Below are 17267 nucleotides of genomic sequence, written 5' to 3'. Positions count from 1 at the left end.
GGGCGCGGCACCGATCGTGATGGCCTGGCTCAGTCGTTTCTTCACCCCGAGTCACGCGCTCGATCCTGATCACGCCGCATGTTCACATTAAGCCTTCTCTACCTCGCGCTCACCATCGTCCGGCCACAGGATTTCTTGCCCGCGCTGGAGGGCATTCCGCTGTTGCCGGTGGTGCTGCTGCTGGCTTTCGCGGCGTGGATGATCCGTGCCGGCAAGAATTTCGACGCGCCGCAGTTCCTGCTGTTGCCGGTGTTCCTGCTGGTAGGCATGGTGTCGATGGTCGCCAACCACTGGTTCGGCGGCGCGCTTGCGCTGCTGGAGAGTTTCGGCCCCATCGTGATCGCCTTCTTCGTCTTCGCCTCCGCCTGCACCACGCAGCGCCGGGTGACCATCGCGATGGCGGTGTTCGTGCTGTGCGCCTGCGTGCTGGCCCAGCACAGCATCGTGCAGGCGAACACCGGCATGGGCTGGACCGGCGTACCGCTGGGTGAGGACGGGCGCGTGCGCTACGTGGGCATCTTCAACGACCCCAACGACGTGGGCCTGCTGTTTGCCGCCACGCTGCCGATGGCGTTCTTCCTCAGCAGCGGGGGCGGGTTCCTGCGCCGGATCTGGTGGCTGGCCGCCGCGGGCCTGCTGCTGTACGGCATCTACCTGACCAATTCGCGCGGCGCCATGCTGGCGGTGCTGGTGGTCGGCGGCATCTTCGTGTGGCGACGCCGCGGCATGTTCACCGCCGGCGTGCTCGGCGTGCTGGGTTTGCTGGTGATGCGCCTGCTGTCCTCGCGCATGCAGGAGCTGGACCCGGACGAGTCATCGGCGTTTGGTCGGGTGGATGCCTGGTACGAGGGCATGCACATGTTCTTCTCCAACCCGCTGCTCGGCGTCGGCCCCGGCAACTTCACCGACTACAATCAGCTCACCGCGCACAACTCCTGGGTACTGGTGCTGGCCGAAACCGGGTTTCTGGGCTACACCCTGTGGCTGGCATTCACCACCTACGGCTTCTGGATGATGATGACCGTGATGCGCCACCAGCCCGAAACGGCCGTCGAGTCGGCGCAGGCCGGCACGTGGCAGGGCGAGCGGGCGATCGCGTTCACCCTGCTGTTGTCGCTGTACGGGCTGTTCTCCGCGGCGTTCTTCCTCAGCCGCAGCTACACCGTGGTGATGTACCTGCTGGTCGCGCTGGTGGTGGGCCATTACATGGGCGCGCGCCAGCGCTGGCCGGGCGTGCCGCTGCTGCGCCTGACCGATCACTGGATGCGCTGGCTGGCCGTGTCGGTGGCCACCATCGTGGCGTTGTACGTCATCACCACCATCTTGCTGATCGGCTCATGAGCATTCGCAGCGGCGCCTTGCGCAACACCCTGTTTTCCTCGATCGGCATCTACGTCGAGTACTCGCTGGGGATGCTGGCGGCGATCCTGATCGCGCGCCAGCTGGGACCGCAGCATTACGGCATCTACGGCCTGTTCATCTGGTTTGCCGCGATCGGCGTGGTGGCGACCAACTCGGGCATCACCACCGGCGTGATCAAGTTCGTCGCCGAGCTGCGCGGCGCCGACCAGCACGAGCTGATCGTGCCGGTGGTGCGTTACCTGCGCCGCATGCAGATGTGGCACCTGCTCGCGGTGATGGCGCTGGCGCTGGCGCTGTACCTGCTGTTCGGCGCACGTTTCGCCGCCGACCTGCGCGTGACCGAGTTCGTCATGCTTGCCGCCGCCGTGGCGTTGCGCGCGCCGTACATGTTCAACATCGCCGTCGCCAAGGGTTTCGAGGCGTTCGACGCCACCGCCAAGGTCAGCCTGATCTCCGCGCCGCTGAACCTGCTGATGGTGGCGGCGGCGATGCTGATGGGGGCGTCGATCTTCTGGTTCCTGGTGGTCTACCTGATCTCCGGCGCGGTGTTCCTGCTCACCTCGCGCCACCAGGCGCGGCGCCTGCTGGCGCGGCATGCCGGCGCGGGGGCGGTGCCCGAGGTGTTGCAGCAGCGGGTGCGCCGGCACCTGCGCATCGTCTCGGTCACCATCATCCTGGGCTTCCTGATCGCCAGCGACGTGGAGATCCTGTTCCTCAACCTGTTCGACAGCGCCGCTTCGGCGGGCTATTTCAAGGTCGCCTACCAGCTGGCGACCGGGATCATGCTGCTGGTGCCGGGCGTGTTCGGGGCGGTACTGCTGCCGATGATGGCCAAGGCGCAGAGCCAGGGGCGCGAGGCCGGCGGCCGGCGCTTCGTCGCCGTGACCAGCTATCTCGCCCTGCTGGCGGCGCCGGTGGTGGCCTTCGGCGGCACCTTCGCCGGCGCGGTGATCGGCCTGCTGTATGGCGCGACCTATGCCGCCGCGGCGCCGGTGTTCGGCTGGTGCCTGTTCGCCTGCGCCATGGGCACGGTGACCCAGGGCGCCACCAGCCTGCTGGTCAGTGCGGATCGGCAGAACGTGGTGCTGATCCTCACCATAATTCTTGGCGTGCTGAAGATGCTGCTTGATTACGTGCTGATCGCGCGGTTCGGTCTGTACGGTTCGGTGGCGGCCATCGTGATCCTGTTGTTCGTCATCGCCGCCTCTTACCTGACCATCGGCATCCGCATCAGCGGCGTGCAGCTGGAGTGGCTGCGGCTGCTGCGCATCGTGCTGGCCGCGGCGCTGGCCGCCGGGCTCGCCTCGCTGGTCCACGCGGCGCAGCTGGGGCCGATCCCGACCCTGCTGCTGGGCGCGTTCGTGCTGACCGCGTCCTACGCGCTGCTGACCCTGTTGTTGCAGTGCTGGAGTCGCGCCGACATTGCCCAATTGCAGAGCCTGCACCAGCGCTACGCCGCCGGTCGACCGCGTCCGCTCGGCCGTCTGCTGGCGTGGGCCGGTGCGCGCGCCTGGGGGGATCCATGAAGACATCGTGGTACGAGAAGGCGTTTTCCCGCGTGCTCTACCCGCTGTGGGAGAGCGGCCTGCGGCGGCGGCACACGCTGGCCTACCTGGCCGACTACCAGCGCGACCAGTGGCTGGCGCCGGAGCAGATCGCCGCGCTGCAGTGGCAACGCCTGAAGCGGTTGCTGGAGCACTGCGAGCAGAAGGTTCCGTATTACCGGCAGCGCTGGCGCGAGGCCGGCGTCGCCGTCGCCGACATCCGCAACCTGGATGACTACGCGCAGCTGCCGGTGCTGACCAAGGCCGACATCCGCCAGCACTTCGATGCGTTGCAGGCCGAGGGCTGGCACGACCGCGTGCTGACCAAGGCCACCGGCGGCTCCACTGGTGACCCGCTGCGTTTCGGCTACACCCGCGAGAGCTACGAGCGGCGCACCGCAGTGATGTGGCGCGGCTACGACTGGGCCGGCTCGCGCATGGGCCGGCGCACCTTGTTCGTGTGGGGCGGGGCCGTGGGCACGCCGCACCGGCTTCAGCAGTTCAAGGACCGCGTGTACAACGCGGCGTTCGCCCGGCGCGTGCTCAACAGCTTCGGCATGACCGAGGCCAACATGGCCGGCTACGCCGACGCGATCGACGACTACCGCCCGCAGGTCATCGTCGGCTACGTCGGCCCGCTGGTGCGGCTGGCGCAATGGCTGCTCGACACCGGTCGCCGCGTGGCCGCGCCGCGGAGCATCATCGGCGCCGCGGAGTCGCTGCACGAGTTCCAGCGCGAGATCATCGAGCGTGCATTCGGCTGCCCGGCGTACAACACCTACGGCTGCCGCGAGTTCATGCTGATAGCCTCCGAATGCGAGCGTCGCGAAGGCCTGCACGTCAACGCCGATCACCTGGTGGTGGAGTTGCAGCGGCACCCCGGTGCGCCTGCCACCGAGCCGGGCGAGGTGGTGATCACCGACCTGTTCAACTACGGCATGCCGTTCGTGCGCTACCTCAACGGAGACGTCGCCACCGCGAGCGACCACGTCTGCAGTTGCGGTCGCGGCTTGCCGCTGCTGCAGCGCGTGGATGGCCGCCTGCTCGACGCGATCCGCACCCCGGCCGGCCACCTGCTGCCCGGCGAGTTCTTCCCGCACATGCTCAAGGACGTGCCGGGGCTGGTGCGCTTCCAGGTGGTGCAGCGCCGGCTCGACCAGCTCGAACTGTCGCTGGTGCGTGGTCCCGGCTTCGACGAAGCCTCGCTCGCCTACATCCGCCGCGAGCTGGCCAAGGTGGTCGGCGACAGCCTGCAATTGAACGTCCATTTCGTCGACGACATCCCGCTCACGCCCAGCGGCAAGTGGCGCGTGTGCATCTCCGAACTGCCGGCCACGCCCGCGGCATGAACATCGTCCACGTCGTCGAGAACCTCAACCGCGGCGGCCTGGAACGCATGGTCATCGACTTGGTGACCATGCAGCAGCGGCAGGGTCACCGCTGCCGCGTGGTCTGCCTGTTCGAAGCCGGCGCGCTGGCGCACGAGCTGGACGCCCAGGGCATTCCCGTGCACGCCTGCGGCAAGCGCCGCGGGCCGGATCTGCGCGCCCTGCTGCGCCTGCGCCGCGCCCTGGCGACACCCGCCACCGAAGTGCTGCACACCCACAACGCGGTGGCGCACTACCACGCGGTCTGGGCCAGCACCGGGCTGGGCATCGGCCGTGTCGTCAACACGCGCCACGGCATGGGCGCCAACCGCAACTCGCGCCGGCGCGAGGGCCTGTATCGACGCGCGCTGGCGCGCACCGATGCGGTGGCGCTGGTGTGCGCGGCCGCGCGCGACGACGCCGTGCGCCGCGGCATCGTGCCGCCGGGCAAGGCCTGCGTGGTGCCGAACGGCATCCGCGTGGATCAGTTTCTGTCCGCCTCTCCCGACCATCGTGCGCGCCTGCGCGAGAGACTGGCGCTGCCGCCGCAGGCGCGGCTGATCGGCAGCGTGGGCCGGCTCAACTGGACCAAGGATCAGGCCAACCTGATCCGCGCCTTCGCCGTGGTGCGCCAGCGCGTGGCCGATGTCGTGCTGCTGCTGATCGGCGACGGCGAACTGCGCGCCGAGCTGGAGCAGCTTGCCGCTGCGACGATGCCGGGCGGGAGCGTGCGCTTTCTCGGCGATCGCAGCGACGTGCGCGAACTGCTCCCCGGGCTCGACCTGTTCGCGCTGTCCTCGCTCAGCGAGGGTTATTCGATGGCCTTGCTGGAAGCCTGCGCCAGCGCCCTGCCCATCGTCGCCACCGCGGTGGGCGGCAACGGCGAGATTGTGCGCGAGGGCGTGAATGGCAAGCTGGTGCCGGCCGCCGACGCGGAGGCGCTGGCCGCGGCGATGATCGCGCTGCTGGAGGCGCCCGCGACCGCGCAGGAACTCGGCGCGCACGGGCGCGCATGGGTCGAGGCGGAAGGCTCGCTGGAGCGCATGGCCGCGCGCTACGAATCGCTCTATCGCGGCGAGCGGGAGCCGGCCGGCGCATGAAACTGCTGATCACCACCAACCTGTTTCCCACGCCGTGGGACCCGCTGCGCGGCGCGTTCAACCGGCAGCAGTTCGAGCGCCTGGGCCAGCGCCACGAGGTGCACGTGCTGACCGCGGTGGATTTTCGCGAGCGGCTGGGCGGCGTGCGCGGCACGGTCGACGTGCCCGGCCTGCGTCGTGACCACTTCACTTTCGTGTTTCCGCCGGGACTGCGCTCGCTGCATGCCGGGTGCTGGTTCGCTTCGCTTTGGCTGCAGCACGGCCGGCGCCTGCGCGCGGAGAAGTACGACGCGATCCTGGCCAGCTGGGCCTATCCCGATGCGGTGGCCTCGGGCTGGCTGGCGCGCCGGCTGGGCGTTCCCTACGTGGTCAAGGTGCACGGCAGCGACCTGAACGTGATGGCCGAGGGTGCGTTGCGCCGGCCGCAGATCGGCGCGGCGTTGCGCCGTGCGGGCGCAGTGGTGGCGGTGAGCCAGGCACTGGCCGACAAGGCGGTGGCGCTGGGCGCGGACCCGACGCGGGTGCACACGATCTACAACGGCGTCGATGCGCAGCGGTTCTCGCCCGGTTCGCGCGAGGCGGCGCGACAACGTCTGGGCCTGGGCGCCGAGCAGCCGTTGCTGCTCTACGTCGGCAATCTGAAATCGACGAAGGGTTGTCTGGACTTGCTGGAGGCGTTTCCCGCCGTGCTGGCGCAGCGGCCGCAGGCGGCCCTGGTCTACGCCGGCGCCGGCGCCTGCCGCGACGAACTGCTCGCGCGGGCCGCCGCCCTGGGCTGCGCCGAACGCGTCAGCCTGGTCGGTGCCGTGCCGCATGCGCAACTGGGCGACTGGTTCCGCGCCGCTGACCTGCTGTGCCTGCCCAGCCACAACGAAGGGGTGCCGAATGTGGTGCTGGAGGCGATGTCCTGCGGCATCCCGGTGGTGGCCAGCCGGGTCGGCGGCATCCCCGAAGTGCTGCCGGAGTTTGCCGGCATGCTGGTGCCGGTGCGTGATCCGGCAGCGTTGTCCGCCGCCTTGCTGGAAGCCACCGGCCGGGCATGGCAGGGCGAGCGCATCGTCGAACACGCGCGGGGTTTTCGCTGGGACGACAACATCGACCGGCTGGAGCGGGTGTTGTGCGAGGTCGTTGCCGGTCACCCGTGACCCGCGGGGCGGGCCGGTCAGGCGTCGTCGGCTTTTGTCGCTGGCGCGTTGTCTGTTTGCGCGTTCGTCGCGAACATCCGCTCGAAACCCTTCTGCAAGCCGATGCGCGGTTCCCAGCCCAGTCCGCTGCGTGCCGCACTGATGTCGAAGTTGGCCAGCGGGCGCAGCGAGCGGACCCGGTAGCGGGTCAGCGGCACGCTGCGGTGAAGCAGCTTGCCGAGCAGTTCCACACCGGCAGCCAGCGCCATGAACACGCCGGTGGGCACGCGCAGCAGCTTCAGCTCGTCGCCCAGCTTGCCCTTCACCCTGGCCAGGTAATCGCCCTGGGTGACGATCTGCGGGTCGACCACGTTGAAGATCCGGCCCGTCGCGGCGGGTGCGTGCGCGGCCAGCAGCAACGCGTCGACGACATCGTCGACGTAGACCAGCGGCAGAGTCTGCTGCGCCGGGCCGACCGCGATCCAGCGCCCGGCCAGCGCCAGCGTGCCGTTCGGGGTCACGCGCTCGGCCCCCGGCCCCACGATCTGGCCCGGGCGCACGATCACCGCCGGCAGCGCGCGCTCGCGGATCGCGTCGCTGACGATTCCTTCGGCGGTGAGCTTGGTCTGGGTATAGGCGCCGCGGCGGTCGGGCCAGGGCTCGAACGCCGAGTTTTCGGTGACGGCCACCGCCGGATCGCGGCCGGCGTGGTCGAGCACGCTGAGCGAGCTGACGTAGACCAGCCGCTCCGCCGCATGCCTGGCGCAGGCGTCGACCACATTGCGGGTGCCCCACACGGTGCCCGCCTCGAAGTCGCCGGGGCCGCCGCGCATCGCCGCGCCGACGTGGTAGACCACGCGCGCGCCCTGCACGGCATGGTCGACGATCGCCGGATCGCCGAGATCGCCCACCACCACCTGGATGCCGGCGCTCTCGGCGGCCGGGTCGGCCCGGCGCACCAGCACGCGCACCGATTGCCCGCGTGCACGCAGCGCGGCGACCAGCGCGCGGCCGAGGAAACCGGCGGCGCCCGTCACCAGCGCGTCGACCGGCGCCAGCGGCACGATGCGTGCGGCCAGTTCGTCGCGCCGTTCGCGATCCGCCTGCGCGCACACCGTTTCCATCAGCGCGACATGGCGGCGGCCTTCCTCCGCGCTGATCGGCGGCGTGGTGCCCTCATGCAGCGCCTGCGCAAATGCCTGCGCGCCGTGCTGGATGCCGGGCGAGGGGCGCAGCCGGCCGGTGGCGAAGCGCAGCACGTTCCACGGCACGCGCACCACGTCGCGCAGGGCGTTGGTGAAGGCGGTGAGCACGATGCCGATGAACTTCGGGCCGGGCAGCACGCGCTTGATCCGGCAGATCTGCAGGAAACGGTCGGCCTCGATGATGCCGCGCGTGCCCTGCACGATGATGCGGTTCTGCATCGGGCGGATGTTCCACGACAGCAGCAGCCGGCCGACGCCGTCCGCGCATTGTGCGCGGGCATCCCATTCGTCGAACTTCAGGTTGGTGCTGCGGCCGCTGGAGCGATAGCGCACGTCCAGCTCGCCGATCGGGCCGAGGAAGGATTCGAGCACGTACAGGCCGTGCACGCCGAGGTCGCGGAACGGATACGAGCCCTGCTTGACCATGCCCGGCAGCGGGCCGCCCGCGTACGGCGGATAGTCCGAGCTGCGCAGCACGTCGAAGCTCAGCACCTCGCCGATGCGCCCGGCCTTGACCCAGGCCTGCGCCTGCATCACCACCGGATCGAAATGGTCGGAATGGTCGACCGACAGCAACAGGCCCTTGTCGCGCGCCTTGGCGATCATCGCATCGCACTCGGCGACGGAGTCGGCCATCGGCTTCTCCACGAACACGTGGCAGCCCATGTCCAGCGCCTGCAGGGTCAGCGGCGCGTGGCTGGACGGCGGCGTGAGCACGTACACCGCATGCGGGTGGCGTTCGGCGAGCCGGGTGAAGTCGCCGGTGACGAACTCGATCCCGAAGCTGGTGGCCAGCGCCTGCGCGGCCTTGGTGTCGATGTCGCAGATGCCCGCGATCTCGACGAACTCGAGCCGGCGCAGCGCGGCGATGTGGTGGCGAGCCACGTAGCCGGCACCCACGATGGCGATGCGCAGCTTCCCTTCGATTCCCGCGTTCATCCTGTCCCCTGTTGTTTCCACTGATTCATGCCTGCTTGCGTGCAAGCGCCGATGATACTTCGCGCAACACCTCGTCCACGCGGTTGTCCCACGTTTGTCCGGCCACCGCGGCCACGCGCGCGTCGGCTGCCGCCGGCGTGTCGTCCCGCAGCGCCCGATCCAGACCGTGCAGGAAGCCGTCCCGGTCCGCCGCGATCTCGACCCAGCGCGCGAACTTGTCGATCTCCGGCTGGCTCACGCTGACCACCGGCTTGCCGGTGGCCAGGTACTCGCGCACCTTCAGCGGATTGGCGTTCGCGACCTGGCGGTTGTGCCGGTACGGGATGATCGCCACGTCGAATGCCTTGGCCCAGCGCGGCAGCTCGCGGTACGGCTGCGCGCCGACCAGCCGCACGTTGTCCAGCGCGCGCAGGCGCGACACGTCCACGGCGGCGTGGCCGACCAGCAGGAAGCTCCACTGCGGGCGCTCGCGCGCCAGCCATTCGATCAGTTCCAGGTCGATCCATTCGTGAAGGGAGCCGAAATAGCCCACCACCGGGTGGACGAGCTCCCGCGCCGCGGCCGGCACCGCCGTGGCGGGGTCGCGCGCCTGGCCGAACAGGGCCGTGTCGACGCCATGGGGCGAGAAGCGGGTGGCTGGGTTGATGGCGTGCTTGGCCTCCAGCAGCGCCGGCGGGGCGACGAAGACGAGGTCGGCACGGCGGGCCAGATCGAGGTCGCGTGCGGCGATCAGCTCGCTGTCCACGCCCGGGTGCGCCGCGTAGTCGTCGATGCAGTAGTACACGCACAGGCGCTCGCCCAGTTGCTGCGCCAGGAAACCCGGGTGCGGCACCGCGAACCAGGAGATCGGCGTGACGTCGCCCAGCACGCGCATGGCGCGGCGCACCGCCCAGCGGCCGAACACGCGGTTCAGCCAGTCGACCCCCGGCACCCGCCGAAACGGCAATTGCGGCACGGTGCAATGCCACAGGTTGGGGCGCACCGGCACCGGCGCGCGCAGGGCCGCGCGCAGCTTGCGCCAGGCGCGGCGCAGGTCGCGCCCGCTGGCCTGCGGCGCGCGCATGCCGGGCGAGTCGACGTACAGCAGCGGTGCGGCATGGGCCAGGCGTTCGGCCACGTGATGGCTGCTGGTACGGTTTTCTGCGTACCAGTCGTTGCCGAAGTAGATCAGGCCATATCCCTGCAGCACGCGTCTCTCCGCGGATCGCAAACGTGGGTGTGTGGGCCGGCGCCGTAATCCCCGCGCGGCCGCCCGAAGGACGGCGGACATGCGAAAATCGCCCGGCTTGGTGCCGAATGAAGATATCCTGTGCGTCGGATTCGGATGGCGGCAGCAGCCCCTGCGCACGCCATCGACGACAAGGGTGGATTATGCCTGCAAGCAAGGATTTCTGCCGGTGCCGGCACAGCGTGCGCGGCAGCGACGGATGGTCGCCATGATCGGCTGGTTGAAGCGCATGCGGTTGCTGCGTTGCCTGCCCGCTGCGGTGGTACTCACCGCCATGCCTCCCGGCGGCGCCCGCGAGCTGTACCTCAGCTTCGATGACGGCCCCGACCCGCAATACACGCCGGCCCTGCTCGACCTGCTGCGGCAGCACCAGGTGCGCGCCACGTTCTTCCTGATCGGCAGCAAGGCCGAGCGCCACCCGCAGCTGGTACGGCGCATGCTGGACGAGGGGCACCGGCTGGGCAACCACTCCTGGAGCCATCCGGATTTCAACCGGCTGTCGCTGGCCGGGATGATGGACGAGATCGACCGCACCGACCGGGTGCTGCAGGCGTTCGATGGCGTGCTCCACCACGGCGTACGCCCGCCCAGCGGCGCGTTCTCGCTGGCGCTCACGCTGCGCCTCGCGCGCGAGCGGCGACGCCTGCTGTACTGGTCCTACGACAGCCTCGACTACCAGCACCGGCCGCCGGCAGAACTGGTGGCGGCGATGCGCGCGCAGCCGCCGCGGCCGGGCGACGTGCTGCTGATGCACGACGACAGCGACTGCTGCACCCGCATGCTGGAGACGCTGCTGCCGCAGTGGCGTTCCGAGGGTTTCGAGTTCCGCCCGCTGCCCACCGGCGCCGACCTGGGCGCAACGGCTGAAGGAGTGCACGCATGATCGTCGCCTGGCTGATCGCGGGTTTGCTGGCGCTGTGCGCGATCGCCGTCACCGTGGCGATCCGCGCGCGCAACATGCAGTACTGGCTGGGCGGCTACCTGCGCCGCCGGCGTCCGCCGGCGGTCGACGGGCCGATCCACGTGATGTTCTGCTTCGTCGACCATTTCGAGCCGGCCTGGGGCAAGGTCGACCTGGCCACCCAGCGCGCGCGCGTCGACCGCTGGTGCCGTGACTACCGCGCCCTCGCCGCGATGCACCGCGACGCCGACGGGCGGATGCCGCAGCACACGTTCTTCTATCCGGAAGAGGAATACCTGGAAGAACACCTGGACAAGATCGCCGCGCTCTGCGCGGAGGGCTACGGCGAGATCGAGATCCACCTGCACCACGACAACGACAACGAGGCCAACTTCCGCCAGACCATCGAGCGCTTCAACAACCTGCTGCACGAGCGCCACGGCGCGTTGCCGCGCGATCCGGCCACCGGCCAGCTGCGCTTCGGCTTCATCCACGGCAACTGGAGCCTGGACAATTCGCGCGCCGACGGCCGCTGGTGCGGCATCAACAACGAGCTGATCCTGCTGCGCGAACTCGGCTGCTACGCCGACTTCACCCTGCCGTCGGCGCCCAGCGACACGCAGACGAAAACCAGCAACGCGATCTACTACGCCACCGACGACCCGCTGCGGCCCAAGTCGCACGACAGCGGCGTGCCGGTGCGCGTGGGCGGGACGCCCAGCGGCGACCTGATGATCGTGCAGGGGCCGCTGGGGCTGAACTGGCGCGAGCGCAAGTTCGGCGTGCTGCCGCGGATCGAGAACGCGGACGTGCGCCGCGGCTGCCCGCCCACGCCCGAGCGGGTCGACGCGTGGGTGAAAACCGGCATCCACGTCGAGGGGCGGCCGGAGTGGGTGTTCGTCAAGGTCCACACGCACGGCACCCAGGAGCGCGACATGGACACCCTGCTCGGCGACGCCGCGCAGCGCATGCACCAGCACCTGGAGCGCGCCTACAACGACGGCAAGCGCTACGTGCTGCACTACGTGACGGCGCGCGAGACCTACAACATCATCAAGGCTGCCGAGGCCGGGCATCGCGGCGACCCGCATGCGTTCCGCGATTTCCTGCTGCCGCCGCCACCGCATCGGCTTGCCGGGGCGTAGCGGCGCCGCGCTCGCGCGGATCACCGCGGCGTGGTCCCGGCATCATCTCCGTCCTCGAAGGAGGAAACAGATGGACTGGCGCACGAAGGGAATGCTGCAGAAGGTGCTCGGCGTGATGCCGGGCGGCGCCGCGGTCCACTACCAGCTGCAGCGGCGGTTCGGCGGGCTGCGCGACTTCGATCGCGAGTTCGACATCAAGATCGACGACTGGCGGCTGATGGCCAACCAGCTGCGCGAGGTCGGCGTGCCGGTGGCGGGCGCGCGGCTGTTCGAGATCGGCAGCGGCTGGTATCCGACTTTTCCGTTGTGCTGTTTCCTGGCGGGCGCGCGGCGCGTCGTCACCGTCGACCTCAACCGGCACCAGCGCCGGGATCTGGTGCGCGCCTGCGCCCGGGGCCTGGAGCGGCATGTCGCCCTGATCGCCGAGGTGGCCGGCGTCCCCGTGGCCGAGGTCCGGCAGCGCCAGCAGCAGCTGGCCGGCGCACTGGAGAGGTCAGCCGATCTGGCCGTGGCCACCGCGGGCGTGGTGGACTATCGGGCGCCGGCGGACGCTGCCCGCACCGGGCTGCCGCCGGACCGGATCGACTGCGTGTTCTCCAACAGCGTGCTGGAGCATGTGGCGTCGGAAGCCATCGGCGGCATCTTCCGCGAGGCCAGGCGCATCCTGCGCCCCGGCGGGATCATGTTCCACTCGGTCAACTGCGGCGATCACTACGCCTATGTCGACTCCCGCATCACCCAGCTCAATTACCTGCAATACACCGATGCGCAGTGGCAGCGCTGGAACAATGCGTTCCTGTACCAAAACCGGCTGCGCGCCGACGTCTTTGTCGAGCAGGCCGAGGCGGCCGGTTTCGCCATCGTGACCCGGGTGAGCTCGCCCCCCGCCAGGCGCCTGCGCGAGCTGGCGGAACTGAACATCGCCCCGCAGTTCGCGTCGATCCCGGCCGAACGCCTGTGCATCACCTCGATCGACTTCATCGCGCGCAAACCCGCCGCCTGAGCGGGTCCGTGAAGGCCGCCTGCCGGGCGCCCGGCAGGCCTTCCGATCCGCCCGGGGAAAGCGTGAAACGCCATGTCTGGCGATGCGGAAAACGCATACAATGACGCTACTTCCGGCGCCAGGAGTGCGGCCGCGGAAGCTGCGACGCCTCGGGCAGCCGGACGGATCAGGCAGACAGCGCGCCGCGGCTGCGTGATCCGCGCGGCAAGCGTGGGGTGGCGGCGAGTCGAAGCTTCAAGTGGTCACTGGATGCAGGAGCGGTCGGGTACCCATGGCACTGGTCAGCGTAGTCATCCCCACTTTCAACCGGGCCTATTGCCTGGCGCGCACGCTGGACAGCGTGCTCGCGCAGACGCATGCCGAACTCGAGATCCTGCTCGTCGATGACGGCTCCACCGACGAGACGCCCGAACTCGTGCGCCGGCGCTATGGCACCGAGCGTCGCGTCCACTACATCGCGCAGGCGAACGCGGGGGTCGCAGCGGCGCGCAACCACGGCATCCGGCTTGCACGCGGCGAGTTCCTGGCGTTGCTCGACTCGGACGACGTCTGGCAACCGTGGAAGCTCGAGCTGCAGCTGCGCTGCCTGCGGCAGTTTCCCGAGCTCGGCATGGTCTGGACCGACATGGAGGCGATCGACCCGAACGGGCGCGTGTTCAACCACGCGTACATCCGCAGCATGTACAGCACCTACGCACTGTTTCCCCAGGATCGGCTGTTTCCGCAGAGCGTGCCGCTGCGTTCGGTCGCGCCGTCGATGGAGGCGGTGGTCGGCGCGGCATCCTTGCGCATGGGCATGATCTTTTCGCAGATGATCATGGGCAACCTGGTGCACACCTCCACCGTGCTGATCCGCCGCGAGCGGCTGGAAAAGGTGGTGGCCTTCGACGAGACCCTGCGCTATTCCGGCGAAGACTTCGATTTCCACCTGCGTACCTGCCGCCACGGGCCGGTAGGTTTCCTCGACCTGCCCACCATCCAGTACCAGCGCGGCATGCCCGACCGCCTGACCCGTTCCGAATACCGCATCCATACCGCCACCAATTTCCTGCGCACGATCACTCCCTTCATCGAGTCCGCGCGCAGCGAGATCCACCTGCCCCGGCGGATGATCGAAGGCGCCCTGGCCGATGCCCACGAGTGGATCGGGGAGCTGCAGTTCGAGGCGAATGACATGGCGGCGGCGCGATCCCACCTGTTTGCGAGCATCCGCCATCGCTGGTGGCAGCGGCGTGCCTGGGAGCTGTTCGTGTGCTGCTACCTGCCGGCGGTGCTGCGCGGCTGGCTCCGGGCGCATCGCCGGCATCTGCGCCAGCGCACGGTTGCCTCGCCATGACCCTGCCCCCGGTGGCGCCGGGTACACCGGAGCCCGCGGTGACTGACGATTCGCACGGCCCGGCACCGACGCTGCGCATCATCGGGGACGTCGCCGCCTGGGACGCGATCCGCGCGGCCTGGGATGCACTGCACCAGGCCAGCCCCACGGCCTCGACCCCGCTGGACTTTGCCTGGTTGCGCCATTGGTGGGACGTTTACGGCCCCGTATATGGCCAGGGCGGTCTGCGCATCATCACGTTGTGGCGTGGGTCGCGCCTGGTCGGCGCGCTGCCGCTGTACCTCGACGTGGGTCGCGGCGGCTGGCTCGGGGTGCGCTGCCTGCGCTTCCTCTCCACCGGGGAAGAGGAGTTCGAGGAGGTCTGCGCCGACTATCTGGACCTGCTGCACCTGCCCGGCGAGGACCGGGCCTGTGCGCAAGCCGCGTGGCGGGCGATCGACGCCATGGCCTGGGATACCCTGGAGCTGCTCGATCTCTCCGAACATGCGGCCCTGTTGCGCTGGCGCAGCGACTTCCCTCGCCACGCCCGCCTGCAACTGTCGTCGCGCGGGGCCTGCCCGATCGCCTGGCTTGGCGACGGCTTCGAGGCTTACCTGGGCAGCCTGTCGCCCAAGACACGCAAGCACGCCCGCCAGTACCTGCGCGACGCCGAGCGTGCCGGCATCGTGGCGGAGCTGGCCGATGCCGCCACGGCCGACCGTCATTTCGACGATCTCGTGCGCGTCCACCAGGAGCGCTGGGTGGCGGCCGGTGAACCGGGTTGCTTCTCGGCGCCACGTTTCACCGAGTTCCATCGCGGCCTGGTGAGGCGGTGGACGGCAAGCGGGCGTGTGGTGCTGGCGCGGTTCTCGCACCAGGGAAGGATCTTTGCCGTGCTCTACGGTTTCGTGACCGGGCGCAAGTTCGACCTGTACCAGTTTGGCGTGGCGCCGCTGGATCCCGGTGTGGTCCGCAGCTCGGGTACCGCGGCGAACCTGCTGCTGATGCGGCAGCTGGCACAGGGCGGCATCTCCCACTACGATTTCCTGCGGGGCGTCAGCACGTACAAGAAATCGCTGGCCACTGAACAACGCCAGCTGTTTTGCGCGACGTGCCGCAGGCATACGGCGCGCGCACTGCTCGACCGCCTGCGTCAGCTGTGCGTACGCGCAATCCGCCGCTTCATCAAGCTGGTTTCGCCGGGCTGAGCGCGGGGTGCTCCAATGAAAAAGGCCATCGCGTCACACCTGCTCTGCCGCAGCGGTTTGCGCCGGTTGCTGCACCGGACCGTGCGCTGGTCCGGCGTGCTCGCGCTCAACTACCATCGCATCGGTGATGCGCTGGGTACGCCGTTCGATCGCGGCCTTTGGAGCGCCAGCGCGGAGGCGTTTGCCGAGCAGGTCCGTTTCTGCAAGGCACAGCTGGAGATCATCGGCCCGGCCGACCTGCCGCGGGTACTCGCCGCCCGGCGCGGCCGCTACGCCATGATCACGTTCGACGACGGCTACCGCGACAACTACGAGACGGCGTTGCCGATCCTGCGTGGCGAAGGCGTGACCGCCACCTTCTTCGTCGCTACCGGTTTCATCGACGCGCCCAGCCTGCCGTGGTGGGACGAGATCGCCTGGATGGCGCGCACCAGCCGGCGCGAAGCGCTGCAGTTGCCGGCGTGGTTCGATGCGCCGATCCACTTCGACGAGCCGGAACGGGAAGCGGCGGTGCGTCGGCTGCTGCGCAGGTACAAGGAGATGCCGGCGCAGGACACGGTCGCGTATCTCGATGCCGTGGCGGACGCCGCAGGCACCGGCCGTGCCGATACCCGCGCCGGCGATGCGCTGTGGATGGACTGGGACATGCTGCGCGATATGCAGGCAGCGGGCATGACCATCGGCGGGCACACGGTGCATCACCCGGTGTTGTCGCGCATGTCGGCGCAGGGTCAGCGCGACGAGATCCAGGGTTGCGCGCGCCGGCTCGCCGAGGAACTGGGTGCGCCGATGCGCTGCTTCAGCTATCCGGTCGGCAACCGGGGCGCGTTCGACCAGATCACCCGCGACTGCCTGCGCGAAGCGGGCGTGGAGCATGCCTTCAGCTACTACGGCGGGCACGCCCGCTACGATCGCTGGGACGCCTACGACATCCCTCGCGTGGCGGTGGAGACGGAGCTGGACACCGACTGGTTCCGCTCCCTCGTGACCTTGCCGCAGCTGTTCGCGTGACGGCCGCGCCGACGACGACCGCTGTCCCGACGCCCGCGCTGGGCGGCGATCTGGTCAGCGTGGTGATGCCGGTGTACAACGCCGCGGCGTGGTTGCCGCGGGCGGTGGAGTCGGTGCTGGCGCAGAGCCATCGCAACCTGGAGCTGATCGCGGTGGACGATGGTTCGCACGACGATTCGCTGGCGATCCTGCAGGGCTTTGCGCAGGCCGACGCGCGCGTGCGCGTGCAGCGCCAGCCGGCGAACGGCGGCGTGGCCGCTGCACGCAACGCCGCGCTGGCTGTCGCCCGCGGCAACTATGTCGCCTTCCTGGACGCCGACGACTGGTGGCACCCGGCCAAGCTGGAGCGGCAACTGGCCAGCCTGCGCGCCAGTGGCGAGCGCATCAGCTACGCGGCGTACTGGCGGGTGGCGGAAGACGGCCGGGTGCTCAGCCGGGTGGACCCGCCCGCGCGGCTGGAGCATCGCGACATGCTGGCCAGCAATTTCATCGGCAACCTCACCGGCCTGTACGCGCGCGAGCTGGGCGACGTGCCGTTTCGTCGGATCGGCCACGAGGACTATGCGTTCTGGCTGGAGCAGGTTCGCCGCGCCGGCGCGGCGGTGCGCGCGGACAGCGCCGAACCGCTGGCCTGGTATCTGGTGCGCGAGTCGTCGCTGTCGGCCAACAAGCTGCGCGCGGCGCGCTGGCAGTGGACGATCTATCGCCAGGTCGAGAAGCTCGGCTTGCTGCGCGCCTCGCTGTGCATGCTGCGCTACGTGTGGCACGCCTTCGCCAAGCGCAGGCGACCGCGCCGATCGCCCTGACCGACGCGC

Annotated in this window: 14 protein-coding genes; 12 read left to right on the top strand and 2 right to left on the bottom strand. The window is 69.6% G+C overall.

The genetic code is table 11. From position 1 onward, the window contains the following. The first annotated feature begins 78 nt into the window (after positions 1-78). From ACVCL9_RS12185 to ACVCL9_RS12165, 5 genes are read left to right on the top strand one after another with little or no spacing between them, the layout of a single operon-like run. A complete protein-coding gene (locus tag ACVCL9_RS12185; protein ID WP_447097928.1) occupies positions 79-1341 on the top strand; it encodes an O-antigen ligase family protein in 1263 nt (420 codons plus the stop codon). Next, positions 1338-2888, top strand: a complete 1551-nt coding sequence (locus ACVCL9_RS12180; RefSeq protein WP_447097929.1) for an oligosaccharide flippase family protein — start codon at positions 1338-1340, stop codon at positions 2886-2888. Before ACVCL9_RS12185 ends, ACVCL9_RS12180 begins: the two co-directional genes overlap by 4 nt. After that, a complete protein-coding gene (locus ACVCL9_RS12175; RefSeq protein ID WP_447097930.1) occupies positions 2885-4255 on the top strand; it encodes a phenylacetate--CoA ligase family protein in 1371 nt (456 codons plus the stop codon). The genes ACVCL9_RS12180 and ACVCL9_RS12175 overlap by 4 nt, the downstream gene beginning before the upstream one ends. Then, positions 4252-5373, top strand: a complete 1122-nt coding sequence (locus tag ACVCL9_RS12170) for a glycosyltransferase (RefSeq protein ID WP_447097931.1) — start codon at positions 4252-4254, stop codon at positions 5371-5373. The genes ACVCL9_RS12175 and ACVCL9_RS12170 overlap by 4 nt, the downstream gene beginning before the upstream one ends. After that, a complete protein-coding gene (locus tag ACVCL9_RS12165) occupies positions 5370-6518 on the top strand; it encodes a glycosyltransferase (protein WP_447097932.1) in 1149 nt (382 codons plus the stop codon). The genes ACVCL9_RS12170 and ACVCL9_RS12165 overlap by 4 nt, the downstream gene beginning before the upstream one ends. A gap of 17 nt (positions 6519-6535) precedes the next feature. On the opposite strand, the gene ACVCL9_RS12160 is transcribed toward ACVCL9_RS12165, so the two are convergent. Together ACVCL9_RS12160 and ACVCL9_RS12155 are read right to left on the bottom strand one after the other, a co-directional pair. Further along, positions 6536-8641, bottom strand: coding sequence for an NAD-dependent epimerase/dehydratase family protein (locus ACVCL9_RS12160; RefSeq protein ID WP_447097933.1), 2106 nt, complete (start codon positions 8639-8641; stop codon positions 6536-6538). A gap of 25 nt (positions 8642-8666) precedes the next feature. Continuing rightward, complete coding sequence (locus tag ACVCL9_RS12155; RefSeq protein WP_447097934.1) at positions 8667-9830, bottom strand: glycosyltransferase; 1164 nt, start codon at positions 9828-9830, stop codon at positions 8667-8669. A 247-nt stretch (positions 9831-10077) separates the two neighbouring features. On the opposite strand from ACVCL9_RS12155, the gene ACVCL9_RS12150 reads away from it, so the two are divergent. The 7 genes from ACVCL9_RS12150 to ACVCL9_RS12120 all read left to right on the top strand — a co-directional run bounded on the left by ACVCL9_RS12150 (position 10078) and on the right by ACVCL9_RS12120 (position 17258). Next, positions 10078-10752: a polysaccharide deacetylase family protein gene (locus tag ACVCL9_RS12150; RefSeq protein ID WP_447097935.1), complete on the top strand. Its 675-nt coding sequence runs from the start codon at positions 10078-10080 to the stop codon at positions 10750-10752. Continuing rightward, entirely contained in the window at positions 10749-11915 is a 1167-nt protein-coding gene (locus tag ACVCL9_RS12145; RefSeq protein WP_447097936.1) for a hypothetical protein, read from the top strand. The genes ACVCL9_RS12150 and ACVCL9_RS12145 overlap by 4 nt, the downstream gene beginning before the upstream one ends. A 70-nt stretch (positions 11916-11985) precedes the next feature. Continuing rightward, a complete protein-coding gene (locus tag ACVCL9_RS12140) occupies positions 11986-12918 on the top strand; it encodes a methyltransferase domain-containing protein (RefSeq protein WP_447097937.1) in 933 nt (310 codons plus the stop codon). 271 nt (positions 12919-13189) lie between these two features. Next, a complete protein-coding gene (locus ACVCL9_RS12135; protein ID WP_447097938.1) occupies positions 13190-14254 on the top strand; it encodes a glycosyltransferase family 2 protein in 1065 nt (354 codons plus the stop codon). 38 nt (positions 14255-14292) lie between these two features. Then, positions 14293-15441 carry a GNAT family N-acetyltransferase gene (locus ACVCL9_RS12130; RefSeq protein ID WP_447099576.1) on the top strand — a complete coding sequence of 383 codons (1149 nt, stop codon included), beginning with the start codon at positions 14293-14295 and terminating at the stop codon, positions 15439-15441. A 15-nt stretch (positions 15442-15456) separates the two neighbouring features. Beyond that, positions 15457-16452 carry a polysaccharide deacetylase family protein gene (locus ACVCL9_RS12125; RefSeq protein ID WP_447097940.1) on the top strand — a complete coding sequence of 332 codons (996 nt, stop codon included), beginning with the start codon at positions 15457-15459 and terminating at the stop codon, positions 16450-16452. After that, the gene (locus tag ACVCL9_RS12120; RefSeq protein WP_447097941.1) at positions 16449-17258 is read left to right on the top strand and encodes a glycosyltransferase family 2 protein; all 810 of its coding nucleotides are present in this window, start codon (positions 16449-16451) and stop codon (positions 17256-17258) included. The genes ACVCL9_RS12125 and ACVCL9_RS12120 overlap by 4 nt, the downstream gene beginning before the upstream one ends. Positions 17259-17267 lie beyond the last annotated feature (9 nt).

The organism is Rhodanobacter sp. UC4438_H5 (assembly GCF_052978405.1).
Note: the sequence above shows the minus strand (reverse complement) of the source record. Positions and strands in the feature narration are given on the sequence as shown.